Annotated in this window: 27 protein-coding genes; 17 read left to right on the forward strand and 10 right to left on the reverse strand. The window is 72.4% G+C overall.

The features are described from left to right. The first annotated feature begins 6 nt into the window (after positions 1-6). Positions 7-915 (forward strand): phosphotransferase family protein, encoded by a 909-nt coding sequence (locus tag ABD091_RS19235; protein ID WP_343921652.1) that lies wholly within the window; start codon positions 7-9, stop codon positions 913-915. Here ABD091_RS19235 and ypfJ read toward each other — a convergent pair whose 3' ends face one another. Continuing rightward, positions 916-1,884 (reverse strand): KPN_02809 family neutral zinc metallopeptidase, encoded by a 969-nt coding sequence (gene ypfJ / locus ABD091_RS19240; protein WP_343921653.1) that lies wholly within the window; start codon positions 1,882-1,884, stop codon positions 916-918. Positions 1,885-1,954: 70 nt separating this feature from the next. Between ypfJ and ABD091_RS19245 the strand changes: the two genes are divergently transcribed. Genes ABD091_RS19245 through ABD091_RS19260 form a run of 4 tightly spaced genes read left to right on the forward strand, consistent with a single transcriptional unit; the run spans position 1,955 to position 7,076 of the window. Continuing rightward, entirely contained in the window at positions 1,955-3,553 is a 1,599-nt protein-coding gene (locus ABD091_RS19245) for an ABC-F family ATP-binding cassette domain-containing protein (RefSeq protein WP_343921654.1), read from the forward strand. A 32-nt stretch (positions 3,554-3,585) separates the two neighbouring features. Then, a complete protein-coding gene (locus tag ABD091_RS19250) occupies positions 3,586-4,371 on the forward strand; it encodes an enoyl-CoA hydratase/isomerase family protein (protein ID WP_343921655.1) in 786 nt (261 codons plus the stop codon). A gap of 56 nt (positions 4,372-4,427) precedes the next feature. Further along, entirely contained in the window at positions 4,428-6,287 is a 1,860-nt protein-coding gene (locus tag ABD091_RS19255; RefSeq protein ID WP_379190184.1) for an ABC transporter ATP-binding protein, read from the forward strand. A gap of 30 nt (positions 6,288-6,317) precedes the next feature. Beyond that, a complete protein-coding gene (locus ABD091_RS19260) occupies positions 6,318-7,076 on the forward strand; it encodes an SDR family oxidoreductase (RefSeq protein WP_343921657.1) in 759 nt (252 codons plus the stop codon). Here the strand turns inward: ABD091_RS19260 and ABD091_RS19265 are convergent. After that, complete coding sequence (locus ABD091_RS19265; protein WP_343921658.1) at positions 7,020-7,814, reverse strand: SURF1 family cytochrome oxidase biogenesis protein; 795 nt, start codon at positions 7,812-7,814, stop codon at positions 7,020-7,022. The two genes, ABD091_RS19260 and ABD091_RS19265, sit on opposite strands and share 57 nt — an antisense overlap. A 54-nt stretch (positions 7,815-7,868) precedes the next feature. Here ABD091_RS19265 and moaA point away from each other — a divergent pair, with 54 nt between their 5' ends. Further along, complete coding sequence (gene moaA / locus ABD091_RS19270) at positions 7,869-8,879, forward strand: GTP 3',8-cyclase MoaA (protein ID WP_343921844.1); 1,011 nt, start codon at positions 7,869-7,871, stop codon at positions 8,877-8,879. Between the two features lie 4 nt (positions 8,880-8,883). Here moaA and ABD091_RS19275 read toward each other — a convergent pair whose 3' ends face one another. After that, positions 8,884-9,096: an acetone carboxylase gene (locus tag ABD091_RS19275; RefSeq protein ID WP_343921659.1), complete on the reverse strand. Its 213-nt coding sequence runs from the start codon at positions 9,094-9,096 to the stop codon at positions 8,884-8,886. A gap of 125 nt (positions 9,097-9,221) precedes the next feature. After that, positions 9,222-9,539 carry a DUF3099 domain-containing protein gene (locus tag ABD091_RS19280; RefSeq protein ID WP_343921660.1) on the reverse strand — a complete coding sequence of 106 codons (318 nt, stop codon included), beginning with the start codon at positions 9,537-9,539 and terminating at the stop codon, positions 9,222-9,224. A gap of 77 nt (positions 9,540-9,616) precedes the next feature. On the opposite strand from ABD091_RS19280, the gene ABD091_RS19285 reads away from it, so the two are divergent. From ABD091_RS19285 to ABD091_RS19300, 4 genes are all read left to right on the forward strand, one after another. Continuing rightward, complete coding sequence (locus tag ABD091_RS19285; RefSeq protein WP_343921661.1) at positions 9,617-9,829, forward strand: dodecin; 213 nt, start codon at positions 9,617-9,619, stop codon at positions 9,827-9,829. A gap of 43 nt (positions 9,830-9,872) precedes the next feature. Further along, entirely contained in the window at positions 9,873-10,586 is a 714-nt protein-coding gene (locus tag ABD091_RS19290) for a beta-ketoacyl-ACP reductase (RefSeq protein ID WP_343921662.1), read from the forward strand. Between the two features lies 1 nt (position 10,587). Continuing rightward, positions 10,588-11,361: an enoyl-ACP reductase FabI gene (gene fabI / locus ABD091_RS19295; RefSeq protein WP_343921663.1), complete on the forward strand. Its 774-nt coding sequence runs from the start codon at positions 10,588-10,590 to the stop codon at positions 11,359-11,361. Between the two features lie 87 nt (positions 11,362-11,448). Then, positions 11,449-13,134, forward strand: coding sequence for a Mur ligase family protein (locus ABD091_RS19300; protein ID WP_343921664.1), 1,686 nt, complete (start codon positions 11,449-11,451; stop codon positions 13,132-13,134). Here the strand turns inward: ABD091_RS19300 and ABD091_RS19305 are convergent. Beyond that, positions 13,131-13,643: a winged helix-turn-helix transcriptional regulator gene (locus tag ABD091_RS19305; RefSeq protein ID WP_343921665.1), complete on the reverse strand. Its 513-nt coding sequence runs from the start codon at positions 13,641-13,643 to the stop codon at positions 13,131-13,133. The two genes, ABD091_RS19300 and ABD091_RS19305, sit on opposite strands and share 4 nt — an antisense overlap. Before the next feature lie 52 nt (positions 13,644-13,695). Here ABD091_RS19305 and ABD091_RS19310 point away from each other — a divergent pair, with 52 nt between their 5' ends. Further along, positions 13,696-15,099: an MFS transporter gene (locus ABD091_RS19310; protein WP_343921666.1), complete on the forward strand. Its 1,404-nt coding sequence runs from the start codon at positions 13,696-13,698 to the stop codon at positions 15,097-15,099. Here ABD091_RS19310 and cphA read toward each other — a convergent pair. Next, entirely contained in the window at positions 15,078-17,846 is a 2,769-nt protein-coding gene (gene cphA, locus ABD091_RS19315) for a cyanophycin synthetase (RefSeq protein ID WP_343921667.1), read from the reverse strand. The genes ABD091_RS19310 and cphA overlap by 22 nt on opposite strands. Next, a complete protein-coding gene (locus ABD091_RS19320) occupies positions 17,843-18,829 on the reverse strand; it encodes a cyanophycinase (protein WP_343921668.1) in 987 nt (328 codons plus the stop codon). The genes cphA and ABD091_RS19320 overlap by 4 nt, the downstream gene beginning before the upstream one ends. Before the next feature lie 34 nt (positions 18,830-18,863). Between ABD091_RS19320 and ABD091_RS19325 the strand changes: the two genes are divergently transcribed. Next, the gene (locus tag ABD091_RS19325) at positions 18,864-19,379 is read left to right on the forward strand and encodes a SixA phosphatase family protein (protein ID WP_343921669.1); all 516 of its coding nucleotides are present in this window, start codon (positions 18,864-18,866) and stop codon (positions 19,377-19,379) included. Positions 19,380-19,454: 75 nt separating this feature from the next. Here ABD091_RS19325 and ABD091_RS19330 read toward each other — a convergent pair whose 3' ends face one another. Together ABD091_RS19330 and serB are read right to left on the reverse strand one after the other, a co-directional pair. Further along, positions 19,455-19,931, reverse strand: coding sequence for a hypothetical protein (locus ABD091_RS19330; protein WP_343921670.1), 477 nt, complete (start codon positions 19,929-19,931; stop codon positions 19,455-19,457). 146 nt (positions 19,932-20,077) lie between these two features. After that, positions 20,078-21,292 carry a phosphoserine phosphatase SerB gene (gene serB / locus ABD091_RS19335; RefSeq protein WP_343921671.1) on the reverse strand — a complete coding sequence of 405 codons (1,215 nt, stop codon included), beginning with the start codon at positions 21,290-21,292 and terminating at the stop codon, positions 20,078-20,080. 61 nt (positions 21,293-21,353) lie between these two features. Between serB and ABD091_RS19340 the strand changes: the two genes are divergently transcribed. Then, positions 21,354-21,707 (forward strand): VOC family protein, encoded by a 354-nt coding sequence (locus ABD091_RS19340; protein ID WP_343921672.1) that lies wholly within the window; start codon positions 21,354-21,356, stop codon positions 21,705-21,707. A 6-nt stretch (positions 21,708-21,713) separates the two neighbouring features. On the opposite strand, the gene ABD091_RS19345 is transcribed toward ABD091_RS19340, so the two are convergent. Further along, positions 21,714-22,451, reverse strand: coding sequence for a hypothetical protein (locus ABD091_RS19345; RefSeq protein ID WP_343921673.1), 738 nt, complete (start codon positions 22,449-22,451; stop codon positions 21,714-21,716). 54 nt (positions 22,452-22,505) lie between these two features. Here ABD091_RS19345 and ABD091_RS19350 point away from each other — a divergent pair, with 54 nt between their 5' ends. Genes ABD091_RS19350 through ABD091_RS19365 form a run of 4 tightly spaced genes read left to right on the forward strand, consistent with a single transcriptional unit; the run spans position 22,506 to position 25,765 of the window. Next, the gene (locus ABD091_RS19350; RefSeq protein WP_343921674.1) at positions 22,506-23,306 is read left to right on the forward strand and encodes an ABC transporter ATP-binding protein; all 801 of its coding nucleotides are present in this window, start codon (positions 22,506-22,508) and stop codon (positions 23,304-23,306) included. 24 nt (positions 23,307-23,330) lie between these two features. Beyond that, complete coding sequence (locus ABD091_RS19355) at positions 23,331-23,804, forward strand: NfeD family protein (RefSeq protein WP_343921675.1); 474 nt, start codon at positions 23,331-23,333, stop codon at positions 23,802-23,804. Positions 23,805-23,831: 27 nt separating this feature from the next. Beyond that, positions 23,832-25,010, forward strand: a complete 1,179-nt coding sequence (locus ABD091_RS19360; protein WP_343921676.1) for an SPFH domain-containing protein — start codon at positions 23,832-23,834, stop codon at positions 25,008-25,010. Then, the gene (locus ABD091_RS19365) at positions 25,007-25,765 is read left to right on the forward strand and encodes a sulfite exporter TauE/SafE family protein (protein ID WP_343921677.1); all 759 of its coding nucleotides are present in this window, start codon (positions 25,007-25,009) and stop codon (positions 25,763-25,765) included. Before ABD091_RS19360 ends, ABD091_RS19365 begins: the two co-directional genes overlap by 4 nt. The last annotated feature ends 3 nt before the right edge of the window (positions 25,766-25,768 follow it).

The following is a 25,768-nucleotide window of genomic DNA, read 5'->3' on the forward strand; positions in this document are numbered from 1 at the left end:
CCCACCATGTGGGAGCCGGAGCCCGACTGGCATCCGCTGCCGGGCGGCACGGGGACGTCGACCGTCGGCGTCTGGCGGGCAGCCGTCGGCGAGCAGCCGGTCGTCATCAAGCGGCTGGCGCGGCCCGCGTCCCACGACCCTGCCGAGCTCTCCGACCCGGTCCACTTCGCCTACTGGCGGCGCGAGGCGGACGTCCTCGACACCGGCATCGTGTCGGCGACCGACGGGTTGCGATCGGCCCCGGCGGCCGTCGACGAGGACGCCGACGGCATCACGATCACGCGGGAGTGGGTCGAGGACGCGGCCACGAGCGGCCTCTTCGTCGCGATGGGGCTCGCCCGCTTCGCCGGCAGCCTCACCGTGCGACCCCGGTTCCTCGCCCACCACCAGCTGCGCGACCGGCTCGCGCGCGTGGAGCGCCGTGGTGGCTGGCCCACGCTGGGCCGGACGTCGGTCGCCGACGTCGCCGACCCCCTCTGGAGGCGGCGTACGACCTTCCTGGAGCGGACCGAGGCACTGCCGCAGGTCGCCCAGCACGGCGACGCGACGCCGCTGAACCTGCTCGGCCGTGACGGCGACCGGGTCGTGGCGGTCGACTGGGCCACCGTCGGGGTCGGGCACGTCGGCGGCGACCTCGGTCAGTTCTCGCTGGCTGCGCGGGAGGAGTTCGAGCCGCTGCTCGAGACCTACCTCGATGCGCTCCCGACCGGCGCCTTCGACCCCGACGACGTCGCGCTCGGCGCCCGGGTCACGGCCGTCTACACCGCGCTCACCCGCGCGGAGTGGGCGCTCGAGAGGGTCGCCGGGGGCGAGGGGGCGCTGGTCTCGAAGTACCGCCACCCTGCCGTCGCCCCGCACCTGAGGGCCCTGCAGCGCCAGTTCCCCCAGCTCGAGGCGCTGCTGGCGGAGGGCTAGTCAGAGACGGCTGGCGGAGAACGTGTCGCACGCGTCGAGACTGTGCTCGGTGTAGCCCACCATGAACCACCGGACCCGCTGGTCGGCGGAGCCGTGGGTCCACTCACGAGGGTTGACCCGTCCGGTCGTCCGGTCCTGGATCTTGTCGTCGCCGACCGACTTGGCCGCGGCGATCGCCTCGCTGATGTCCTGCTCGGACAGCTCGAGGATCAGCGGCTCGCCACCGGCGTCGTCGGTGCCCGTGGCGTTGGCCGTCCACATGCCGGCGTAGCAGTCGGCCTGGAGCTCGAGCCGCACGGCGTCGCTGTCCGGGCCCTGCTGGGTACGCACCCGGCTCATGGTGCCGAGGACGTTCTGGACGTGGTGGCCGTACTCGTGGGCGAGCACGTAGGGCTCGACGAAGTCGCCGGCCGGGCCGCCGAGCTGCTGCTGCAGCACGTCGCGGAAGAAGCCGGTGTCGAGGTAGATGCTCTCGTCGACCGGGCAGTAGAAGGGCCCGACGGCCGAGGTGGCCTGCCCGCAGCCGGTCTCCACCGCGCCGGTGAAGGTCTGCATGACGTTCTCCGGCCGGAAGCCGACGTCCGACTGCGCCGGGAGGGTCTCGCTCCAGTAGTCGGTCAGGGAGTTCTCGACCGCGACGCGAGCGCAGTCCTCGCTGTCGTTGGCGTCCTCACCGGTCCGGCACGCGTCGTAGCGGCCGCTGTCGTCGCCCTGGACGCGGCTGAGGTCGAAGGGGTTGTCGGGCACGCCGAGGCCGCTGAGGCCTCCGCCCCCGGTGCACTGGGTCAGCACCAGGAAGACGATGACGGCGATGACCAGGCCGACGGCGCTGCCACCCTTGGCGCCCGTCGGGATCGGGATCTGCATGCCGCCGCCGGACATGCCCCCGCCCGACCGACCCCCGCCGCTCCCGCGTCCGCTGTCACGCACACGGCTGGTGTCGAGCCGAGCCTTGGGGTTGAAGCGCACGGATCCTCCTCGTCGAGCGTCCTCCGCGATTGGGGGACGTCCCGCACGCGCGCCTAGGCTAGCGAGCCTGATGATCACCGCCCAGCACCTCGAAGTCCGGGCCGGGGCACGACTGCTGATGGCGGACGTCAGCTTCCGGGTCGCAGCCGGCGACAAGGTCGGCCTCGTCGGCCGCAACGGCGCCGGCAAGACGACCCTCACCCGCATCCTCGCCGGCGAGGGCCAGCCCGCCGACGGCCACGTCCACACCACCGGTGAGGTCGGCTACCTCCCGCAGGACCCGCGCATCGGCGACCCCGAGGTGCTGGCGCTCAACCGGATCCTCTCCGCACGCGGGCTCGACGACGTCGTACGCCGGCTGCGCGACGCCGAGGTGGGCATGACCAGCGACGATCCCGACCAGCGCGAGCGGGCGATGAAGCGGTGGTCGCGCGCCGACGCCGAGCTGCACGCCGGCGGCGGCTACGCCGCGGAGTCGGAGGCCATGCAGATGGCTCACGCGCTCGGGATCGAGGACCGGCTGCTCGCCCAGCCGCTGCGCACCCTCTCCGGTGGCCAGCGTCGCCGGGTCGAGCTGGCGCGGATCCTCTTCTCCGGCGCCGAGACGCTGCTCCTCGACGAGCCGACCAACCACCTCGATGCCGACTCGATCGTGTGGCTGCGCGACTTCCTCAAGGCCCACAGCGGCGGTCTGATCGTGATCTCCCACGACAACGACCTGCTCGGGGCGACGGTCAACAGGGTCCTCCACCTCGACGCCAACCGCGCCGAGATCGACGTCTACAACATGGGCTGGAAGCAGTACCTGCTCCAGCGCGAGACCGACGAGAAGCGTCGCAAGCGCGAGCGGGCCAACGCCGAGACCAAGGCCAAGATCCTCACCGACCAGGCCAACAAGATGCGCGCCAAGGCGACGAAGGCGTCGGCCGCCCAGTCGATGCTGAAGCGCGCCGAGAAGATGGTGGCGGGCCTCGACGCCGAGCGGCAGGCCGACAAGGTCGCGCGGATCAAGTTCCCCGCGCCCGCGCCCTGCGGCCGTACGCCCCTCACCGCCGCCGAGCTCTCGAAGTCCTACGGCTCCCTTGAGGTCTTCACCGACGTCGACCTGGCCATCGACAAGGGCAGCCGGGTCGTGATCCTCGGCCTCAACGGCGCGGGGAAGACGACGATGCTCCGGATCCTGGCGGGCGTCGACAGCCCGGACACCGGGCAGGTCGTCCCCGGCCACGGGCTCAAGCTCGGCTACTACGCCCAGGAGCACGAGACCCTCGACACCGACCGCACGGTCCTCGAGAACCTCCAGAGCTCTGCGCCCCAGCTCACCGACACCGAGGCACGCTCGGTGCTCGGCTCCTTCCTCTTCTCGGGCGATGACGCCCACAAGCCGGCCGGGGTGCTCTCGGGCGGGGAGAAGACCCGGCTCGCGCTCGCGAGCCTGGTGGTCTCGAGCGCCAACGTGCTGCTGCTCGACGAGCCCACCAACAACCTCGACCCCGCCTCCCGTGAGGAGGTCCTCGCGGCGATCCGCGAGTACGCCGGGGCGATCATCCTGGTCACCCACGACGAGGGCGCCGTCCGCGCTCTCCACCCCGACCGGGTCCTGCTGCTCCCCGACGGCGACGAGGACCTCTGGTCCGACGACTACGCCGACCTGGTCTCCCTCGCCTGAGGACCGTCAGTGCCCCCTGAGAGGATGCGGGCATGACGCCTGAGGAGCTTGCCGCGGTCGGACTGCGCTACGACGTGGACGGTCCGGTCGCGACCATCACCCTCGACCGGCCCGAGGTGCGCAACGCCCAGACGCCGTCCATGTGGCGGGCGCTGGCACGGCTCGGCGAGCAGATCGCCGACGACGTCCGCGTCGTCGTGGTGACGGGGGCGGGCCAGTCGTTCTCGGCCGGTCTCGACCGGGCGATGCTCACCCCCGGCGGGGGCGACGGGCAGGAGACGGTCGCCGGCCTGCTCGCGATGGACGATGCGGAGATGTCGGCCACGATCGACGCCTACCAGCAGGGCTTCACCTTCCTGCGCGACCCGCGGTTCGTCTCGATCGCCGCGGTGCGGGGCCACGCCGTCGGTGCCGGCTTCCAGCTCGCCCTCAGCTGCGACCTGCGCGTCGTGACCGACGACGCCCAGTTCTGCATGAAGGAGTCCGCGCTCGGCCTCGTGCCGGACCTGACGGGAACAAAGCCACTGGTCGACAGCGTTGGCTACGCCAGGGCACTGGAGATCTGCGTGACCGCGCGGATGGTCGGTGCGGACGAGGCGGTCGGCATCGGCCTGGCCGCGCTCGCCGTACCCGCCGACCAGCTCGACGCGACCGTCGCCGATCTCGCAGCCGCCCTCACCGCCCCGATGGCCGGCGCGGTGACCGAGACGAAGGCGCTGCTGCTCGCCGCGAGCGGCCGCAGCCTGGAGGAGCAGCGGCGGGCCGAGCGCGAGGCGCAGGTCCGCCGGTTCCGCGAGCTGGCCCAGCTGCTGGGCTAGGAGAGCTCCCGGCAACGCCGGGTGAGAGGAGTGGCTGGGTGTCGCTGTCGATGGGGATGGGACCGGCCTGGCGCCACATGCGGACCGACCGCGAGGCGGGCCGCCAGCGCGTCGCGCGCGAGACCGTACGCCGCGTGCTCGGCTTCGCGGGGCCCCACCGGGGCGCCATCTCGTTCTTCCTGGTCGTCACCGTCCTCGACTCGCTGCTGGTCGTCGCCAACCCGCTGCTGATCCAGCGCCTGGTCGACGACGGCATCACCGGCGGCGACTCCGGCCTCGTGACCGTGCTGGCGCTGCTGATGGCCGTCGTGGCCGTCGTCGGCGCCGCCCTGTCCGTGGCCGGCGGCTATCTCTCCTCCCGGATCGGCGAGGGCCTGATCCTCGACCTCCGGACGCGCGTCTTCGGCCACGTCCAGCGGCAGTCGCTGGCGTTCTTCACCCGCACCCAGACCGGGGCCCTCGTGTCGCGGCTCAACAACGACGTGATCGGCGCCCAGCGTGCCTTCACCTCGACGCTGTCCAACACCGTCTCCAGCTCGGTGTCGGTCGTGGTCGTCGGCATCACGATGGTGGCGCTGTCGTGGCAGGTGACCGTGCTGTGCCTGCTGCTCTTCCCGATCCTGCTGCTGACCTCCCGCTGGGTCAGCGGCCGCCTGGCCGCCCTGACGCGCGAGCAGATGGACGGCAACGCCGACATGGGCAACGCGATGACCGAGCGGTTCAACGTCGGCGGCGCGATGCTGCTCAAGCTGTTCGGCGACCGCCGCACCGAGGACGCGCTCTACGCCGCCAAGGCCGGCCGGGTGCGCGACCTCGGGGTCCGGATCGCCTTCATGACCCGGATCTTCATGGCCGCGGTGCTGCTGGTGCCGGCGCTGGCCCTGGCGATCGTCTACGGCGTCGGCGGTCACCTCGTCATCGACGGAGACCTCAGCATCGGCAAGCTGCTCGCCCTCGGCACGCTGCTGGTCCGGCTCCTCGGGCCGCTCCAGAGCCTGTCCAACGTCCGGATCGACGTCATGACCGCGCTGGTCAGCTTCGAGCGGGTCTTCGAGGTGCTCGACCTCCCGTCGACGATCCAGGAGAAGCCGGGTGCGACCGCGCTGCCGCGCGACGCGTCGTCGCTCGAGTTCGAGTCGGTCTCCTTCACCTACCCCCGCGCCGACGAGATCTCGCTCGCCTCGCTGGAGACGGTGGCCCGCGCCGAGTCGCGCGACACCGGCGAGGTCCTCCACGACATCAGCTTCCGGGCGGAGCCGGGTCAGATGGTCGCTCTCGTGGGGCCGTCCGGTGCGGGCAAGACGACGGTGACCCACCTCGTCGCGCGGCTCTACGACGCCGGCGAGGGGGCCGTCCTCGTCGGTGGCCGCGACGTGCGCGAGGTGACGCTCCAGTCGCTCGAGGACGTCGTCGGCTACGTCACCCAGGACGCCCACATGTTCCACGACACCATCGCGGCCAACCTGCACTACGCGCGGCCCGACGCCACCGAGGAGCAGATGTGGGAGGCCCTGTCAGCCGCCCAGGTCGCCACGCTCGTCCGGGGCCTGCCGGACGGCCTCGACACCGTCGTCGGTGACCGCGGCTACCGACTGTCCGGCGGCGAGCGCCAGCGCCTGGCGATCGCGCGGCTGCTGCTCAAGGCACCGGCCATCGTCGTCCTCGACGAGGCGACCGCCCACCTCGACAGCGAGTCGGAGGTGGCGGTGCAGCGCGCGCTCGACGCCGCCCTCGCGGGCCGCACCTCGCTCGTCATCGCCCACCGGCTCTCGACCGTCCGCAACGCCGACACGATCCTGGTCCTCGAGGAGGGCCGCATCGTCCAGCGCGGCACCCACGCCGAGCTGCTCGCCGAGGGCGGGCTCTACGCCGACCTCTACCGCACCCAGTTCCTCGAGGACGTCGCGACGACCTGACGCGGGCACGGGTCTCGCTAGGGTCGAGGGATGGACCTCGACCTCGCCGACCGCGTCTTCCTCGTCACCGGGGGCGCCCGCGGGCTGGGCCGCGCCACGGCCGACTGCCTCGTCGCCGAGGGGGCGCGCGTGGTGCTCTCCGGGCGGTCCCCGGAGTCGCTGGAGGACGCCGTTGCCGAGCTGGGGGAGGAGCAGGCCGTCGGCGTGGTCGCCGACAACGCCGATCCGGCGACGCCCGCGCGGCTGCTGTCCGCGGCGCGGGACACGTGGGGCCGGGTCGACGGGGCCTTGATCTCCGTGGGCGGTCCCCCTCCCGGCGGCACGCTGGCCGTCACCGACGAGCAGTGGACCGCCGCGTTCGACTCGGTCTTCCTCGGCGCCGTCCGGCTCGGCCGTGAGATCGGGGCCGAGCTGCCCCCCGGCGGTGCGCTCGCGTTCGTGCTGTCCAGCAGCGTCCGCGCGCCGATCGGCAACCTGGCGATCTCCAACGGGCTCCGGCCCGGGCTCGCGATGGTGGCCAAGTCGCTGGCCGACGAGCTGGGACCTGGCGGGATCCGGGTCAACGGGCTGCTGCCCGGCCGGGTCGGCACCGACCGGCTCGCCGAGCTCGATGCAGCGAGCGGCGACCCCGACGGCAACCGGCAGCGCGCCGTCGCGAGCATCCCGCTCGGACGGCAGGGAGAGCCGGAGGAGTTCGGGCGCGCGGCCACCTTCCTGCTCTCGCCCGCCGCGTCATTCGTGAGCGGCGCGATGCTCCCGGTCGACGGTGGGATGCTGCGGGCCCTCTGACCGGCGGCCGCCGCGGCCGCCGCGACGCTCGTCCCACGCGAGGTAGCCGAATCCGACGACGGCCAGCACCCCGAAGAACCACCACTGGAGCCCGTAGAAGAAGTGGGGACCGTTGTCGAGCTCCGGCAGCTCGGGCGGTGCCAGGGAGGTGTCGGGAGCCGGCTCCTCCGACGCCAGGTCGACGAAGCCGTCGTGCAGCTCCACGCCCAGCGCCTCGCCGATCTGCTCGCTGGAGACGGCCCGGGTCGACTGGTCGGTGACCGCGGTGCTGTCGCCGGTGCCGTTGCGACGCACGTAGCCCGTCACGGTGACCGTCCCCGACGGCGGTGAGGGCACGTCGGCAGCGGTCACCTCGCGTGCGTCGGTCTGGAGCCATCCCCGGTCGACGAGCACCGTTCCGCCGTCGTCGACGACGAGAGGGACGACGACGTCGACTCCCGGTGCGCCGTCGCGGGTGCGGTAGCGGACGATGATCGTGTCGTCGACGGCGTACTCGCCCGTCGCGGTCACGATCCGCCACTCGTCGGTCTCGGCGACCTCGCCGTCGAGCGGCATCACGTCGCCGACCTCGGCCGGTGGCGCCTGCTCGTTGCGCTCGACGATGGCGTTGCGCTGCTTGCGGTCCTCGAGCCGGTGGAACTGCCACTCGCCCAGCCACCAGGCCGCCCACGCCAGGAGCGCCACCGTGATCGCGAAGAGGATCCAGCGGCGACTGACGAGGAAGCCCCACGAACGCACGCCGTGAGGCTATCCGTCGGGCGGTCGCCGCCCCGCGGTGCCCGCCACGGCCGTATGCTCGACAGGGTGCAGATCACACCGCTCGAGGACCGCTACGGACGAGTCGCGACCGACCTCCGTGTCTCGCTGACCGACCGCTGCAACCTGCGCTGCTCCTACTGCATGCCGGCCGAGGGGCTCGACTGGTTGCCGAACGACGACGTGCTGAGTGACGACGAGGTGGTGCGCCTCATCCAGATCGGCGTGCGCCGCGTCGGCGTCCGCGAGGTCCGGTTCACCGGCGGCGAGCCGCTCGTGCGCCGCGGTCTCGTCGACATCGTCCGGCGTACGAAGGCCATCGACCCCAGCGTCGACGTCAGCCTCACCACCAACGCGCTCGGGCTCGAGCGCACGGCCGCGGCCCTCGCCGACGCCGGCCTCGACCGGGTCAACGTCAGCCTCGACACGGTCCGCGGCGAGACCTTCCACACCATCACCCGACGCGACCGCTTCGACGACGTGATCGCCGGACTGGCGGCGGCTCGCGCCCACGGCCTCACCCCGGTCAAGATCAACGCCGTCCTGCTGCGTGGTGTCAACGACGACCAGGCGCCCGAGCTGCTGCGGTGGGCGATCGCCGAGGGCTACGCGTTGCGGTTCATCGAGCAGATGCCGCTCGACGCCCAGCACGACTGGAGCCGGGCGGCGATGGTGACCGCCGACGAGATCTTCACCAGGCTCGAGCGCGAGTTCACGCTCACCCCCGCGTCCGAGCCGCGGGGCAGCGCCCCGGCCGAGCTGTTCACCGTCGACGGCGGACCGGCCACCGTCGGCGTCATCGCCTCGGTCACGCGTCCCTTCTGCGGCGATTGCGACCGGGTGCGGATCACCGCCGACGGCCAGGTCCGCAACTGCCTGTTCGCGCGCGAGGAGTCCGACCTGCGGCTCGCCCTGCGGGCCGGCGCCACCGACGAGGAGCTCGCCGAGCGCTGGGTGACCGCGATGCGCGGGAAGCGGGCCGGCCACGGCATCGACGACCCGACCTTCCTCCAGCCCGACCGGCCGATGTCGGCGATCGGCGGGTAGGGACCTACCTCGCCTCGCCCTCGGCGGCGGGGACGACCTCGCGCAGGAACCGGCGCGAGGCCAGGAAGTCGCCGAGGCTCGCGCGGTGCTCGTCGCAGGCCAGCCAGACCTTGCGACGGTCCGGCGTGTGCAGCTTCGGGTTGTTCCACTGGAGCGCCCAGACGGCGTCCGCCGTGCAGCCCTTGGCGCTGCAGGTCAGGGGGGCCTCGTCACTCACCGGGCCATGCTCCCACCTGCGGGAACGGGCGCGGCGCCGGGGCCACAAAGGCCACCGGCGCCGCGATGAACTGCGACGGGGGAGACACAGTTCGCCAGAAGTGTGCGGTGTCGGGACCTAATTAGTCAAATGCGGTCGGATCCGCCGATTCCTTCGGATCCAGTGCTTTCAGGCAGCTCGCGCCGACCGGATGGTCCGTGAGTCAGGTCGAAGCCGTCGGACTTCGTGGTCGACACGTTGGCCATCACGACGGCGAGGTAGGGGAGCAGGACCGCGCCGGCGACGAGCACCCACCGCAGCCAGCCGTCGGCGATCACGGCCCCGATGAAGCAGACGGTGCGCAGCGACATCGACAGGACATAGCGACGCTGGCGCGCCGCGATGTCCTCGTGGCGGCTCGAGGACGCGGTCGTGATCCGGATGGCGCCGTCGTCGTGCGGCATGATCCCCAGCCTACGTCGCTACGATCGCAAACCCACGTCCCTGCCGGGACCGTCCGGACCGACCCCCAGGAGCCCGCATGTCCAACCGCACCTACCGCGTCACCGAGATCGTCGGGACGTCGCCCGACGGGATCGACCAGGCCGTGAAGAACGGGATCGAGCGCGCGGCCCGGACCCTGCGCCACATCGACTGGTTCGAGGTCACCGAGATCCGCGGGCACGTCAAGGACGGCACCGTGGAGCACCTCCAGGTCGGGATGAAGGTCGGGTTCCGGCTCGAGGACGAGTGAGGCGGTTCGGCGTACGCATCGGTAATCACTAGCGTCGACGACCGTGAGCCCAGAACCCCGATCTGTCCTGGTCACCGGTGGCAACCGCGGCATCGGCCGCGCCATCGCGGAGGCCTTCCTCGCGCAGGGCGACAAGGTCGCCGTCACCAGCCGGAGCGGTGGCGGCCCCGACGGTGCCCTCGACCTCACCTGCGACATCACCGACCCCGACGCGGTCGAGGCGGCGTTCACGCAGGTCGAGGAGGCGCACGGGCCCGTCGAGGTCCTGGTCGCCAACGCCGGCGTCACCGCCGACACGCTGCTGCTCCGGATGAGCGAGGACGACTGGTCGAGGGTCATCGACACCAACCTGACGGCCTCCTTCCGGCTCGCCAAGCGCGCGGCCAAGGGGATGCTGCGACTGCGCCGCGGAAGGATCGTCTTCATCTCCTCGGTCGTCGGGCTCCTCGGCTCGGCGGGCCAGGTCAACTACGCGGCCTCGAAGGCCGGCCTCGTCGGCATGGCGCGCTCGCTGAGCCGCGAGCTCGGCTCCCGGTCGATCACCGCCAACGTGGTCGCCCCCGGCTTCGTCGACACCGACATGACCGCGGTGCTGAGCGACGACCAGAAGAACGCGATCAAGCAGCAGGTGCCGCTGCAGCGCTACGGCACCCCGGAGGAGATCGCCGCAGCCGTCACCTGGCTGACCGGCGAGCACGGCGGCTACGTGACCGGAGCCGTGATCCCGGTCGACGGCGGACTCGGAATGGGGCACTGACATGACTGGACTGCTCGACGGCAAGACGATCCTCGTCGCGGGGGTCACGATGGACTCCTCGATCGGCTTCGCCACCGCGAAGGTGGCCCAGGAGCAGGGCGCGACCGTCCTGATCTCCAACTTCGGCCGCGCGCTCGGGATCACCAGGCGCATCGCCAAGCGGCTCCCGAGCGAGCCGCCGGTGCTCGAGCTCGACGTGACCGACCCCGAGCACCTCGCCGGGCTCGAGGCGGCGGTGCGCGAGCACACCGACCACCTCGACGGTGTGGTCCACTCGATCGCCTACGGCAACCCGGAGACCCTGCTGGGCGGCAAGTTCCTCGACGGACCGTGGGAGGACGTCGCCCAGGCCGTCCAGGTCTCGGCCTACTCCCTCAAGTCCCTCGCGGTCGCCTGCCGGCCGCTGATGAGCGGGGGTGGGTCCGTCGTGGGTCTGACCTTCGACGCGACGACCGCGTGGCCCGCCTACGACTGGATGGGCGTGGCGAAGGCGGGCCTGGAGTCCACCTCCCGCTACCTCGCCCGTGACCTCGGTCCCGACGGGATCCGCGTCAACCTGGTCTCCGCCGGTCCGCTGCGCACCCTCGCTGCCAAGGCGATCCCGGGCTTCGCCGAGCTCGAGGACATGTGGTCGACGCGGGCGCCGCTGGGTTGGGACAACACCGACCAGGAACCCACCGCCCGGGCGGTGTGCGCGCTGCTCTCCGACTTCTTCCCGGCCACCACGGGCGAGATCGTCCACGTCGACGGCGGCTTCCACGCGATGGGCGCCTGACGGATCGCGGCGTGTGCCTCGACGTGCGCTCTGGCGCACGCTGAGGCACACGAGGCGCGCTCGTCGCGGCTCCGATAGCGTGCCGCGGTGACCTCACTCGTCGAGCTGCGCATTCTGGAGGGGCCGAACCTCTACTTCCCGCGGGCAGCGGTGAAGCTGACCCTCGACATCACCGGACTGGCCGAGGCGCCCACCGCGACGGTCGAGCGCTTCGCCCGCCGGATCGGGATCAGCGACGCGCGGCCGGGTGAGCCGGACAGCGGGTTCCGCCAGCGGTTCGCCACCCGGGCGGTGGCCCGGCTGGTGAGGACCGTCGCGGCCGAGGGGGGTACGGCGCGGCTCGCCGTCCGCGTGCGCCCGACGAGCGACCCCCACCGGATCGTCGTCGCGTTCCCGTGGCGACGCCGGGCCCGCGCACAGGTGATGGGCCACGCCGTCGCCGACGTCCTCGACGCCCTGCCCACCGACGACGTCGAGACGGCCGTGGCCCGGGCCGCCGAGCAGGTGCGTGACGCCACACCGGGGGAGGGGCCGACCACGATCACGCCGAGCGTGCCGGTCGTGGCCGTCACGGGCACGAACGGCAAGACGACCACGAGCAGGATGGTCGCCCACATCGGCCGGACGGACGGTCGCGTGGTCGGGTGGTCGAACACCGACGGCATCTACATCGACGGCCGCCAGGTCGAGGCCGGCGACTACTCCGGCCCGAGTGGCGCGGGTCGGGTGCTCGCCCATGACGAGGTCGAGCTCGCGGTGACCGAGACCGCCCGCGGCGGCATCCTGCTCAAGGGCATCGGGCTGACCCGCAACGACGTCTCGGTCGTCACCAACGTCTCGGCCGACCACCTCGGCCTCCAGGGGATCGACACGGTCGACCAGCTCGCCGAGGTGAAGTCGGTGGTCCCGCGGATCACCCGCAAGGACGGCTGGGCGGTCCTCAACGCCGACGACCCTCGGGTCTACGCGATGCGCTCGGTGGTCAAGGCCCAGCCCTGGGTCTTCTCCCGCGACCCCGACTCGCCCGCGGTCCGCGAGACCCTCTCGGCCGGCGGACGCGCGACGACGGTCATCGACGGCTGGCTCTGCGTGCTGACCGCAGGGTCGGACCCGGATCCGCTGATCGAGCTGGTCGACGTGCCCATGACGCTGTCCGGGCTGTCGCACTTCAACGTCGAGAACGCCCTGGCGGCCGCCTCCGCCGCGCTTGCGGTCGGTGTTCCCCGAGGGTCGGTGATCGAGGGGCTGCGCACCTTCAAGCCCGACGCGGAGCACAACCCGGGTCGGATGAACGTCTTCTCGATCGGTGAGGTCACGGTGGTCGTGGACCTCGCCCACAACGAGGCGGGTCTCGAGGCGCTGCTGGAGATCATGAACGGCGTACGCCGACCCGGGGCGCGGCTGCTGCTCGGGCTCGGCGCGGTCGGCGACCGGCAGGACGACCTGATCGTCCGGCTCGGCGAGATCGGTGCCATGGCCTCGGACGTGCTGGCGATCTGCCACAAGGAGAAGTACCTCCGCGGCCGGACGCGCGACCAGCTCGACGCGCTGATGCGTCGAGGCGCCGAGCACGTCGGCGTCACGGAGGTGGCGTCCTACGAGACCGAGGTCGCGGGCCTCGAGGCGCTGGTTGCCCAGGCGCTGCCGGGCGACGTCGTCGGCCTGATGTGCCACGCCGAGCGCGCGGCGGTCTACCGCTGGCTCGGAGACCACGGCGCGACATCGGACGCCCCGGAGACGCTCGCGGACAAGGTCCGCGCCGCCCGCGACTAGCGCAGCGGCAGCGGCTCGAGGAGCCGGCGGGGGAGGCGCAGCGCCTGCGACACGGGGTCGTCGCGGAGCCCGGGGTCGGCGGCGGGTCCGGGGCGGGTCTCGACGTCGGCGGGGCCCGGCGTCTCGCCGCAGGACCGGCACCGCCCGTCGCGGGCCAGCTCGCCGCAGCCCGCGTGGTGCCAGGTGCGACGCAAGCGGCCTCCGGTCGTCTGCTCGTCGCCCCAGCGGGCCAGCGAGTGGAGCACGGGCCACAGGCCGAGACCGGCGTCCGTGAGCACGTAGGACGGGTGGCCGTTGCCGACCCGGACGAGCAGACCGGACGACACCAGGGCATCGAGACGTTGCGCCAGGACCCCCCGGGAGATGTCGAGGTGTGCCTGGAAGTCGCTGAAGCGACGCACGCCCAGGAAGCAGTCGCGCAGCACCAGCAGCGTCCAGCGCTCGCCGACCAGCTCGAGGGCGCGGGCGACGCCGCAGTCCTGCCGCGGGTAGTCGGTGCCCAGTGCCATGAGTCCATGCTACCTTCATTTGGTCTAGTCATCGAACCAAAAGGATGTCCTCGTGTCGGCACGACGCACGCTGGCCACGGCCTCGCTCGGCACGGTGGCGGTGCTGGTGGCGTTCACGGCTCCCCTAGCCGGGTTCACCCAGACCGTGGCCGGACTCGGGGCCGGACCCGAGGGCGGCACCTGGGTGCTCAGCTCGATGAGCATCGGCCTGGGGGCGTTCCTGCTGACGGCGGGGCGTCTCGCCGACGACTACGGTCGTCGGCGCTGGTTCGTCGTGGGCTGCCTGGTGCTCGGGCTGTCGTCGCTGGCGGCTGCCGTGGCGCCGGGCGTCGTCACGTTCGTGGTGGCCCGGATCATCTCCGGCGTCGGCGGCGCGGCGGTGGTCGCGGCGGGCCTCGGCATGATCGCCGCAGAGCACCCGGCACCGACCGATCGTGCGCGAGCCACCGGTCTCTGGGGGGCCAGCGTCGGCGCCGGTATCGCTGTCGGCCCGTTGCTGGGCAACTACCTCGGTCTGCTGCACTCGTGGCGCGACGTCTACCTGGTGCTGCTCCTCGCCTCGCTCGCGCTGGCGGTGGCAGCCCGGGGTTGCCCCGATTCACGCAGCGGAGGACAGGCTCGGCTGGACCTGCCGGGCGTGGCTTCGCTCGCAGTGGGGACGGGCGCCGCCCTCGCCGGGCTGACCGAGGGACGGCAGGGATGGGACCGGCCGCTCCCGGTCCTGCTGCTCGTGCTGGGGGTCTCCCTGATGGCCTGTTTCGTGGTCGTCGAGCTCCGGTCGGACCACCCGATGCTCGACCTGACGCTGCTGCGGCGTCCGGCGTTCGCCGCCGTGAACGTGGCCGGCCTCGCCACGGGTGCCGGGATCATCGCGCTGATGTCCTACCTGGCGGGCTTCGTCGGCGCAGCGCTCTCCGTGCCGGCGACGACTGCCGCGTGGCTGATGCTGGCGTGGTCGCTGCCCAGCGTCGTGACGGCCGTCGCTGCCCGACGGCTGCCGGACGCATGGTCGGGGCGGTCCCGCATGGCCGGAGCGCTGGTGGTCGTCTCCGCGGGCCAGCTGTGGCTGCTGGGCGTGTCCACCGACAGTGGCCCCGGGGCGTTCGTGCCGGGACTGCTCGTCGCCGGCGTCGCCACCGGGGTCCTCAACGCCGCCATGGGGCGCGAGAGCACCACCAGCGTCCCGCCCGGGAGCGCCGGGCTCGGCAGCGGTGCCAACAACACGGCGCGCTACCTGGGTTCGGCCGTGGGGGTCACGCTGGTCTCGGTCGTCGCTGCGCCGACGGGCGCCGTCACCGCCGCCGCCCTGGTCGACGGTTGGCACCGAGCGGTGCTCGTGACCGCGGTGGCCTCGCTAGCCGGTGGTCTGGGGGTCCTCCTCCTCGGGGAGCGGACGAAGACCGTGGCGCCCGCACCGGCACCTCGTGGACCCGCTCAGCCCTCGGAGGGCGTGTAGTCGGGGTCAGCGGCGGGGGCGTCGGGGCTGGCGCCGGCACCGGCGTACGCCTGGTTGGACCAGTTCTCCAGCTCGGCCATCACGGCGCCGTGCTTGTCGACGCAGACGACGAGCAGGTCGCCCTTGTTGGCCCGGCTCATGGCGTGGCGGACGGCGTCGATCTCCTCGAGCACCACCTCGACCTGCTTGCAGCGGGCGCCGGCGTCGATGGCGGTCTGCACGCCCTCGCGGACCAGCTCGGCGACGTCCCCCCGGGCACGTCCGCGCAGGGCCTCGTCCTCGCGCACCACCACGACGTCGAAGTGCTGGGCCGCGACCTCCCCGAGCTCGCGCATGTCCGCGTCCCGCCGGTCGCCGGCGGTCGAGATGATCCCGATGCGCGAGGGCCGGGCGAGGTCGTGGGAGGAGGACAGGGACTCGCCGACCCGGTCGACGAAGTCGCCGAGCATCTTCATGCCGGGCGCGTTGTGGCAGTAGTCGACGATGACGTTGACCCCGTTGACCTCGACCTCGTTGAGGCGGCCGGGGGAGAGGTAGTAGTTCGTCGAGAACGTCCGGAGACCCTGACGGATGTCGTGGAGCGGAGCCCCTGCGGCAAAGGCAGCCGCAGCAGCCGCCAGCGTGTTCTGGACGTTCATCCGCGCCCGGCCGCTGAACGTGGCGGGCAGCAGGTGGGTCCAGGCAAGCTGCATCTCGCGCCGACCGTGCTTGACCACGATCATCTCGCCGCGGTCCGACGGGTTGAGCACGAGCGCCTTGCCGCCCCGCCGGCAGTGGGCCTCGATCATCTCCCGCACCTCGCTGCCGGGCTCCTCCATGGAGAACCAGACGACCTCGCCGCTGCAGCGACGCCGCATCTCCCGCACCAGCGGGTCGTCGGCGTTCAGCACGGCAGCACCTGTGCGCGGCACCGCTTCGACGATGACGGCCTTGACGTCGGCGAGCTGCTCGACGGTGTCGATGCCACGCATGCCGAGGTGGTCGGGCTGGACGTTGAGGACCACGGCGACGTCGTTGCGCTCGTAGCCGAGACCCTCGCGGAGGATGCCGCCGCGCGCGACCTCGAACACCGCGAAGTCGACGCGGGGGTTCTGGAGCACCATCCGCGCCGAGCGGGGGCCGGAGGCATCGGCACGGATCAGCAGCCGCTCGTCGATCACGACGCCGTCGGTGGAGGTCATGCCGACCTTGCGACCCATGCCCTTGAAGACGTGGGAGATCATCCGCGACGTCGTCGTCTTCCCGTTGGTGCCGGTGACCGCCACGATCGGGATCCGTGCGGTGGCACCCGGTGGGAAGAGCATGTCGACGACCGGCTTGGCGATGAACTGCGGCTCACCGATGGTCGGGTGGGTGTGCATCCGGAACCCGGGAGCGGCGTTGACCTCGCAGATCGCGCCGCCGGTCTCGCGGACCGGCTCGGTGATGTCGGGGCAGATGAAGTCGATGCCCGCGATGTCGAGGCCGATCATCTGCGCGGCCTCCTCGGCGATCTCGACGTTCTCCGGGTGGGCCTCGAAGGTGCGGTCGATGGAGATGCCGCCGGTCGACATGTTTCCGGTGAGCGCCAGCTTCACCATCTCGCCCTCCGACGGCACCGACGTCAGCGTGTGGCCCTGACCCGCCAGCACCTCCTCGGCGGCCGCGTCGGCCTTGATCCGCGTGAGCACCTTCTCGTGGCCGACTCCGCGGCGCGGGTCGGCGTTGGTGAGCTCGACGAGCTCCTCGACGGTCGAGGTTCCGTCACCGACGACGTGGGCCGGCACGCGCTCGGCGATGGCGACCATCCGGCCGTCGATGATGAGGCAGCGGTAGTCCTTGCCGGTCACGAACGACTCGACGATGACCCATCCGCGGCGCGACTGCTCCTGCGCGACCGGGAACGCCTCGCGCACGGCGTCCTCGTCCTGGAGGTCGAGGCAGACCCCGCGGCCGTGGTTGCCGTCGAGCGGCTTGACCACGACGGGGAAGCCGATCCGCTTCGCGACCGACACGGCCTGGTCGACGGTGCGCACCGAGTCCTGCTTCGGCACCGGGAGTCCGGCTGCGCCGAGCAGGCGCGTCGTGAGGTCCTTGTCGGAGGCGATGTCGACCGCGATCGAGGAGGTCTCGGAGGTCATGGTGGCGCGGATCCGCTTGGCGTGGACGCCCTGTCCGAGCTGGACGAGGGAGTGCTGGTTGAGCCGGATCCACGGGATGTCGCGCGAGACCGCCTCGTCGACGATCGCCTGCGTCGACGGGCCGAACGCCGTGCGCTCGGCGCGCTTGATGAAGGCCTCGAGCTCGTCGTCCCAGTCGAAGTCGGGGTCACCCTCGACGAGGTGGTTGACCAGGCGTACGGCGAGCCGTCCGGCGGCGAGGCCGACCTGTTCGTCGACGTAGCCGTAGATGACGTTGTAGACACCCTCGCGGCCCTTCACCTGCCGGGTCTTGCCGCGGCGAATGTCGTGGCCGACGACCTGCTGGAGGGCGAGGGCGCAGTGCTCGGCGACGTGGCCGAGCCACGTCCCCTCGTGGAGCCGCTCGACGAACCCGCCCTTGCGGCCGCGGGAGCACGAGTGCTCGCGCAGGCCCGGGAGCATCTGGAGCAGCGTGTCGGTGAAGTCCGGCAGCGTGTTGGTGGGGAACTTCTCCAGCACCCCCAGGTCGACCACGAGGTGGATCGCCCGTTCGTAGGACCAGACGTTCGCCCCGCGGTAGACGCGGGTCTCGAGGATGGACAGGTCGGGGGTGGGGCGTTCGCTCACTGTCGGGCTCCGTCCAGGGGATCGGTGGTGGGCTCGGGGGTGGTCTGCCGACGGGTGCGTGCCTGCCGGCGTCGGAGGGTCGTGGGGGAGACGTCGGAGGCCGCGATGTCGCGAGCCATCCGCCGCAGGTCGCGCTGGGCCTCGGCCAGCTCGGCGGCGTCCTCGGGGTCGACGGCGCTCACCTGGGGCACGAGCGCGCGGGCGTCGAGGTCGAAGACCGACCCCTCGGGGAGCACGTGGAGGACCACGCCGCTGGCGAGCAACGGGCTCGACCGCTTCGCCTCGTAGGCGTTGGTCGTCATCCGCGCCGGGTCGAGCACCGTGACCGACCCCTTGCCCAGCACCCGCATCACCCGGGAGCCACCCTCGTCGCTGACCACGGCTGCGGTGTCCTCGTCGACGCCGAGGCCGAGCAGCTGCGGCGAGTGGGACACGATCATCAGCAGCCGGCCGTAGCGGTTGCGCTGGTCGAAGTGCTGGTCGATGACCGTCCCGTCGAGCAGGCCCAGCCCGGCCGCCACCTGGGTCATCCGCTGCTTCGGGGTGCTGCCGGGTCCGCCGAAGGCGACCATGTAGGACGACTGGATGCTGGCGCCGGCAGAGGTCCCCGCGACGACGGCGCCGCGCTCGTGGGCGGCGACGATCGCGTCACCGACCGGCGTACCGCTCACGATCGCCGAGAGCTTGAGCTGGTTGCCGCCGGTCATGAAGACGCCGGTGCTCCGGTCGAGCCGCGCGACGAGCTCCGGGTCGTGGGCCTCCTCGCGGGAGTCGGGGGCCACGGTCACGACGTCGGCCGCGCCGAGGGCACGGAAGAGCGCGTCGTAGACGCCGCTCACCTCGGCGCCGATCGAGGACGCGGTGGGAACGACAGCGATGCGGGCGTCGGCGGCGCCGCTGGCAGCGACGAACTCCCGGAGGATCGAGCGCTTGTGCAGCTTGTCCTCCGCGCCGCCGATGATCATGAGGGGTCCGGTCGGCATGACAGGGAGGCTAGCGGGCTGACAGGGTGGGTCGATGCAGCAGTCACGCCGACTGGTCGTCGTCCGGCACGCGGCGGCCGAGCAGGGAGCCGCCACCGACGCGGAGCGCACGCTCACCGACGGGGGGCGCGACGACGCCCGTACGGCGGGCGAGTGGCTCGCTGCCGAAGGCCTGGTCGTCGACCACGCCCTGGTCTCGGCCGCGCTGCGGGCACAGGAGACCTGGGCGTCGCTGGCGGCGGGTGCCGCCGCCGACCTCGAGCCCGACGTGTCGCGCCTGCTCTACAGCGCCGAGCCGGAGACGGTGCTCGACCTGCTCCGGGAGGTCCCGACGGAGTCCTCCTGCGTGGTGGTGGTCGGGCACAACCCGACCATGGCCTACCTCGCGAACCTGCTCGACGACGGCGAGGGTGACGAGGCGGCGGCCACCGAGCTGACCACCCGCGGGTTCCCGACCTGCTCCCTCGCGGTCTTCGCCTACGACGGCGAGTGGGCCGACCTCGACGTCACCTCCGCGACGCTGCGTGCCTTCCACGTCGGCCGGGCCTGATCGCCGGTCGGACCGGTCCGGCCGACGGGAGCGCGAGCAGCCCCTCGCGCGTCCCGCCGGTCGGCGTCCCCGTGCTCAGTTGAGCGGGCAGCCGAGGTTGTTGTCGGCGTCGAGCCAGGTCGCGAGGTTGATCATGGTGTCGCGATTGCCACTGGCGAAGGCGGCGTTGACGGTGTCAGTGAGCGGAGGCCGTCCGTCGAGGCCGTCGGTGGCGCGACGCCACGGGTAGCCCAGCCCCTCGGTGGCGGCGTTGAGGTAGGCCGCCATGGAGGCGCGCGCCAAGATGCGCGCGGCGCCGTTGGCACCGGACCCGCCCCCTCCGTCGAGGGCCTGCAGCTGGGTGAGGCCGGACACGCTGGAATAGGCACTGCCGCCGGAGAACTTCCCGACGTACATGTTGCCCGGCTTCGCCTCCTCCCAGCTGTCCGTGTGGTTCTTCCAGTAGCCGGGAGTGCAGCCTTCGTAGCCGATGTTCGTGGCCTGCGAGGGCGTGGCGGTGAGGACGAGGGGTGCGATGGCGGCGATGGCAAGGGCCGCGATGCTGCGCTTCATGCGTGTCTCCTTGGACCAGCGAGCCCCGAGGGGTCGGGGTGACCTGCTCGCTCTGTGACAGCCCTCACGCTGGTGCTCCCGGAGGCGCGCGACACGCCGCGGGCCACACGATTACCCAGATTTGGGTGGTCGGGGCGGCGGCGGTGCTAGACGGGGGGCGACGGGGTCGTGAGGCCCGCCTCGGCGTCGGCCGCCTCGATCTCCTCGCGGGAGATCCCGAGGAGATACATGATCGCGTCGAGGTAGGGGACGTTGATCGTGGTGTCGGCCGCCTCGCGCACGACCGGCTTGGCGTTGAAGGCGATGCCGAGCCCCGCGGCGTTGAGCATGTCGAGGTCGTTCGCGCCGTCCCCGATCGCGACCGTGGCCTCGAGCGAGACCCCGACGGCGTCGGCGAACTCACGCAGCGCGGTCGCCTTCGCGGCCCGGTCGACCACGTCGCCGACGATCCGGCCGGTGAGCCTCCCGTCCACGACCTCGAGCTCGTTGGCGCGTGAGTAGTGGATGCCGAGGTCGTCGGCGAGCCGGTCGGTGACCTGGCTGAAGCCGCCGGAGACGAGGGCGAAGCGGTAGCCGAGCCGGCGCAGCACCCGCACCATCGTGCGCGCCCCCGGGGCGAGCACGAGGTCGTCGTAGACCCGGTCGAGGGCCTCCTCGGGCACACCCTCGAGGAGCGCGACCCGCTGCCGGAGCGACTCCTCGAAGTCGAGGTCACCGCCCATCGCCTCCTCGGTGACCCGCGCGACCTCCTCCTCCTGGCCGGCGTGGGCGGCCAGCATCTCGATGACCTCGCCCTGGATGAGGGTGGAGTCGACGTCGAGGACGACGAGCCGCATGCCGTGGCGCAGCAGGTTGGCCGGCTGGACGGCGACGTCGATGCCCTGTGCCGCGGCCTCGGTCGCCAGCAGGGTCCGCAGCCGCTCCGGGTCGGCGCCGGACACGTGGAGGTCGATGGCGGTGACGGGATAGCGGGCCATGCGCTCGATCCGGTCGATGTTCGCACCGCAGTCGGCGATCCGCCCCGCCACGGCGGCCATGCTCACCGCACGCAGCGGCGCGCCGAGGACGGTCACGTGGGAGCGGCCCTCGCGCCGTCCCTTGTTGTCCCCGACCCCGCGGTCGACGTCGACGGCCATGTCGAGGCCGGCGGCGGTCTGCTCGACCTCGCGGGCCAGGCGCTTCCAGTCCCGGGGCGCGGTGACGAGGACGCCGAGCACGAGGCGGCGCCGCAGCACGATCTGCTCGACGTCGAGCACCTGCACCCCGGCGCGGGCCAGGGTGTCGAGGACGGCCGACGTGACGCCCGGCCGGTCCTTGCCGCTGAGGGTGATGAGCAGGGTCTTGTCGTCGTCGGCGTCCATGGCGTGCCGAGGCTATCGCCGAACCCCGGCGCTGTCGGCGGTGGCTCGTAGCGTGGCACCCATGTCCACCCACCACGCCATGACCTACGTCGAGCTCGCTGCCGACGACCTCGAGGCCTCCCGTGCGTTCTACGCCCAGGCCTTCGGCTGGGAGTTCAACGACTACGGGCCGACCTACGTCGGCATCCGCTCCCCGACGGGCGAGGGCGAGGTCGGCGGCCTCAACACCCAGGGTGCCGGCGGGCCGGGCGGCCCCCTCGTGCTCGTGCAGTCCGCCGACGTCGACGCCTCCTTCGCCGCGGTCGAGGCCGCAGGCGGTCGCGTCGTCGAGCCGCTGGCGCCCTACCCGGGTGGCCGGCGCTTCACCTTCGCCGACCCGGCCGGCACCGTCCTCGGCGTCTTCCAGCCCGACTGACGGGGGTCACGCCGGCGGCCACACCTCGGGGGAGCAGGCAGCGACCAGGGCGCGCCGCGCCGCCCGCTCGAGCGGGAGCAGGACCGCCTGCCGGGCCTGCGCCTCGGAGGCCGACACGGCACCGCCGTCGTCGTCGAGCGCCAGGTCGGCGATGGCGACAGCGGTGAGCGCGCGGCCGGCCAGGTCGACGCAACGCGCGGGCACACCCGGGGGCGCCGCGGGCGCCGGGCGGCGACGGTCGAGGAAGAGGTCGGCGGCCTCCGGTCGCCACCGGGCGACGTCGAGGGCAGCCAGGCCGTCGGCCGCTGCGATCAGCTGGCCACGCAGGTCGCGGTCGGCCTCACCGACGTCGGGGAGCTGGCGCCGTTCGGCGGGGAGCTCGTGCCAGGTGACGGTCTCGGTGGAGACCTCGGGCACCAGCGCCGCTCCGGCCCGGCTGCAGACCACGGCCTCCCCGAGCTCGAGCGCCAGGGTGTTCAGCGACGGAGGACCACCGAGCCCGAGCGGGTCGCCCTCGACCGGGAGCGCGAGACCGACCTCGGTCGCGCCGGCCGCACGCCAGCCGCCGAGCACGACCGGCAGGGTGGCCCCGTCGGCGAGGCGGTGGAGCCGGTCGTCGCCGGCCAGGGCGTCGAGCAGCAGGTCGGTGACGACATGGCCGCGCAGCCACGCCGTGGCCCACCAGGCCAGCGTGGCCGAGACCGGCAGCCGGGTCCGGTCGTCGCCCGCGTCGTACGTCGTCACGGCGGGCGAGGATACGCGTCGGGCACTCGACCACCGGTGGATAGGGTGGCCGCCATGTCCGCCGTCCTCGAGTTCGCAGGCGTCACCGTGCGCCGCGGGCAGGCCACCCTGCTCGACGGCATCGACTGGACGGTGAGGGCCGACGAGCGCTGGGTCGTCCTCGGCCCCAACGGTGCCGGCAAGACCACCCTGCTCCAGGTCGCGTCGGCCCAGGCGCACCCCACCGACGGCGTGGCTGCCGTGCTCGAGGAGGTGCTCGGCACGGTCGACGTCTTCGAGCTCCGCCCGCGCATCGGTCTGACCTCGGCCGCGCTGGCCGAGCGGATCCCGCGCAGCGAGCGGGTGCGCGACGTCGTCGTCTCGGCGTCCTACGGGGTGGTGGGGCGGTGGCGCGAGGACTACGACGAGCTCGACCACGACCGGGCCGAGGAGCTGCTGGTCGAGGTCGGGGTGTCCCACCTCGTCGACCGCACCTTCGGCACGTTGAGCGAGGGGGAGCGGAAGCGGGTGCAGATCGCCCGCGCGCTGATGACCGACCCCGAGCTGCTGCTGCTCGACGAGCCGGCGGCCGGGCTCGACCTCGGTGGTCGGGAGGACCTGGTCAACACGCTGTCGGTGCTGGCGAACGACCCGCTCTCGCCGGCCACGGTCCTGGTGTCCCACCACGTCGAGGAGATCCCGCCCGGCTTCACCCATGCGCTCCTGCTGCGCGAGGGCGCGGTCGTGGCCGCCGGTCCCGTCGACGAGGTGGTGACCGAGGAGGCACTGGGCGCGACGTTCGCCATGCCCCTGGTGCTGCGGCGCGAGGCGGGACGGTTCAGCGCGCGTCGCCGCCCTCGACGCCACGCGGACTGACCCCGTGCGGGATAGGGTCGGTCCATGGAGCAGTTCGGCGAGTGGCTGCGTGACAACACGTGGAGTGCCTGGTTCAGCCTGGCGGTGATCCTCGGTGTCGCCGAGATGGCCAGCCTCGACCTCGTCCTCGCCATGCTCGCGGTCGGCGCCCTGGGCGGCGCCGCCAGCAGCCTGGTCACCGATCTGGTGCTCGTGCAGGCCCTGGTCGCGATCGCGACCGCTGTCGGCATGCTCGCGCTGGTGCGGCCCAACCTGGTCCGCCGGCTCCACACGGGACCCGAGCTGCGGCTCGGCCACACCCGCCTGATCGGCGCTCAGGGCAGCGTCACGCGCGAGATCACGGCGTTGGCCCCGGGCGAGGTCAAGGTGTCCGGGGAGACCTGGACCGCACAGCCGTACGACGAGACGCTGACGATCGCCCCGGGGGAGACGATCGAGGTGCTCGACATCCGTGGCGCGACGGCGTACGTCCATCCGATCCCCCGGCTCGAGCCCTGACACCCCCTCGGACACCCAAGGAGTCCCATGACCCTGCTCATCCTGGTGGCGCTGCTGGCCATCTTCGCGGTGGTGCTGCTGTCGAAGACCATCAAGATCATCCCGCAGGCGCGGGCCGGCATCGTCGAACGTTTCGGCAAGTACCAGCAGACCCTGGATGCCGGGCTCAAGACCGTGGTGCCCTTCGTCGACAAGGTGCGCTACCTCATCGACCTGCGTGAGCAGGTGGTCAGCTTCCCGCCCCAGCCCGTGATCACCGAGGACAACCTGACGGTCTCGATCGACACCGTCATCTACTTCCAGGTGACCGACCCGGTCGCGGCGACCTACGAGATCGCCAACTACATCCAGGCCGTCGAGCAGCTCACGATGACGACGCTGCGCAACATCGCCGGCGGCATGGACCTCGAGCAGACGCTGACGAGCCGCGAGGAGATCAACGTCGGCCTCCGCGGGGTCCTCGACGAGGCGACCGGCAAGTGGGGCATCAAGGTCAACCGCGTCGAGGTCAAGGGCATCGACCCGCCGCCGTCGATCAAGGACGCGATGGAGAAGCAGATGCGTGCCGACCGCGACAAGCGCGCGCTGATCCTGACCGCCGAGGGCCAGCGGCAGTCCGCGATCCTCACCGCCGAGGGCAACAAGCAGTCCTCGATCCTCAACGCGGAGGGCGACCGGGAGTCGCAGATCCTGCGCGCCCAGGCCGACCGGGAGTCGCAGATCCTGCGGGCCCAGGGTGAGGGCCAGGCGATCCAGACCGTCTTCCAGGCGATCCACGACGGTCAGCCCGACCAGTCGCTGCTCGCCTACCAGTACCTCCAGATGATGCCGAAGATCGCCGAGGGCTCCGCCAACAAGGTGTGGGTCATCCCCTCCGAGATCACCAAGGCGATGGAGGGCCTCGGGTCCTCGATCCACGAGATCGCGGGCATCCCCCAGGAGGCCACGCCGCGCACGCGCGTCGACATGGGCCCGACCGAGCCGCAGCTGGCCAAGGGCTCCGACGAGCTGGGTCGCTCCGAGGCGAGCAAGGCCGTCGAAGAGGCGATCGCCGCGGCCGAGGCGGCCTCCAACCCCGGCAAGGCCGCACGCGGCGCGGGCGCCGGTGACACCACGCCGGCCGCCGAGGCGCCGCCGGCGCCGGGCGTCGCGGACGCGCCGCCGCCGGCCGGTCCCGCCTCGCCCGGGGAGCCGCCCGCCCAGTGACGCCGCTGGAGATCGTCGCGATCCTCCTCGCGGGGGTCGCGGCCGGCACCATCAACACCGTGGTGGGGTCGGGGACGCTGATCACGTTCCCGACCCTGCTGGCGTTCGGGGTCCCGCCGGTGACCGCCAACGTGTCCAACTCGATCGGTCTCGTCCCCGGGTCGGTGACGGGCGCGATCGGCTACCGGCGCGAGCTGGCCGGCCAGCGGCGTCGGCTGCTCCACCTCGCCAGCGCGTCGGGCGTGGGCGGTCTGCTCGGCGGGGTGCTGCTGCTGTGGCAGCCCGGTGCCTTCGAGCTGGTCGTCCCGGTCCTGATCCTGCTCGGCCTCGTCCTGGTCGTCGCTGGGCCGAGGATCTCGGCCTACGTCGCCCGCCGGCACGAGGCGACGGGCGGCCTCCCCGAGCGCGGAGCCTGGTGGGTGTGGCCGGCGATGTGCGCCTGCGGCGTCTACGGCGGCTACTTCGGCGCCGCCCAGGGGGTGCTGATGATGGCGGTCCTCGGCATCGGCGTCGCCGACGACCTCCAGCGGCTCAACGGTGCCAAGAACGTCCTCGCCGCCCTCGTCAACGCGATCTCCGGGGTGCTCTTCGTCGTCCTCGCCGACGTCGACTGGCAGATCGTCGGCCTGATCGCCGTCGGGTCGGTCGTCGGCGGACTGATCGGTGCCTCCGTCGGACGCCGGCTCCCCGCGCCTGTCCTGCGCGCGTTCATCGTCGTCGTCGGCGTCGCCGCGCTGGCGGCGTTCCTGGTCTGACGG

This window comes from Nocardioides aestuarii (assembly GCF_039527245.1).
GTDB classification, from domain to species: domain Bacteria; phylum Actinomycetota; class Actinomycetes; order Propionibacteriales; family Nocardioidaceae; genus Nocardioides; species Nocardioides aestuarii.

Excerpts from the sequence above, each read along its gene's own strand:
- ABD091_RS19340 (WP_343921672.1), top strand. The coding sequence starts at position 21,354 with ATGTCCACCCACCACGCCATGACCTACGTCGAGCTCGCTGCCGACGAC.
- ABD091_RS19245 (WP_343921654.1), top strand. The coding sequence starts at position 1,955 with ATGATCACCGCCCAGCACCTCGAAGTCCGGGCCGGGGCACGACTGCTG.
- fabI (WP_343921663.1), top strand. The coding sequence starts at position 10,588 with ATGACTGGACTGCTCGACGGCAAGACGATCCTCGTCGCGGGGGTCACG.
- ABD091_RS19285 (WP_343921661.1), top strand. The coding sequence starts at position 9,617 with ATGTCCAACCGCACCTACCGCGTCACCGAGATCGTCGGGACGTCGCCC.
- ABD091_RS19360 (WP_343921676.1), top strand. The coding sequence starts at position 23,832 with ATGACCCTGCTCATCCTGGTGGCGCTGCTGGCCATCTTCGCGGTGGTG.
- ABD091_RS19320 (WP_343921668.1), bottom strand. The coding sequence starts at position 18,829 with ATGCCGACCGGACCCCTCATGATCATCGGCGGCGCGGAGGACAAGCTG.
- ABD091_RS19260 (WP_343921657.1), top strand. The coding sequence starts at position 6,318 with ATGGACCTCGACCTCGCCGACCGCGTCTTCCTCGTCACCGGGGGCGCC.
- ABD091_RS19355 (WP_343921675.1), top strand. The coding sequence starts at position 23,331 with ATGGAGCAGTTCGGCGAGTGGCTGCGTGACAACACGTGGAGTGCCTGG.
- ABD091_RS19235 (WP_343921652.1), top strand. The coding sequence starts at position 7 with ATGTGGGAGCCGGAGCCCGACTGGCATCCGCTGCCGGGCGGCACGGGG.
- ABD091_RS19255 (WP_379190184.1), top strand. The coding sequence starts at position 4,428 with ATGGGACCGGCCTGGCGCCACATGCGGACCGACCGCGAGGCGGGCCGC.
- ABD091_RS19350 (WP_343921674.1), top strand. The coding sequence starts at position 22,506 with ATGTCCGCCGTCCTCGAGTTCGCAGGCGTCACCGTGCGCCGCGGGCAG.
- ABD091_RS19305 (WP_343921665.1), bottom strand. The coding sequence starts at position 13,643 with ATGGCACTGGGCACCGACTACCCGCGGCAGGACTGCGGCGTCGCCCGC.
- moaA (WP_343921844.1), top strand. The coding sequence starts at position 7,869 with ATGCTCGACAGGGTGCAGATCACACCGCTCGAGGACCGCTACGGACGA.
- serB (WP_343921671.1), bottom strand. The coding sequence starts at position 21,292 with ATGGACGCCGACGACGACAAGACCCTGCTCATCACCCTCAGCGGCAAG.
- ABD091_RS19250 (WP_343921655.1), top strand. The coding sequence starts at position 3,586 with ATGACGCCTGAGGAGCTTGCCGCGGTCGGACTGCGCTACGACGTGGAC.
- ABD091_RS19280 (WP_343921660.1), bottom strand. The coding sequence starts at position 9,539 with ATGCCGCACGACGACGGCGCCATCCGGATCACGACCGCGTCCTCGAGC.
- ABD091_RS19330 (WP_343921670.1), bottom strand. The coding sequence starts at position 19,931 with ATGAAGCGCAGCATCGCGGCCCTTGCCATCGCCGCCATCGCACCCCTC.
- ABD091_RS19325 (WP_343921669.1), top strand. The coding sequence starts at position 18,864 with ATGCAGCAGTCACGCCGACTGGTCGTCGTCCGGCACGCGGCGGCCGAG.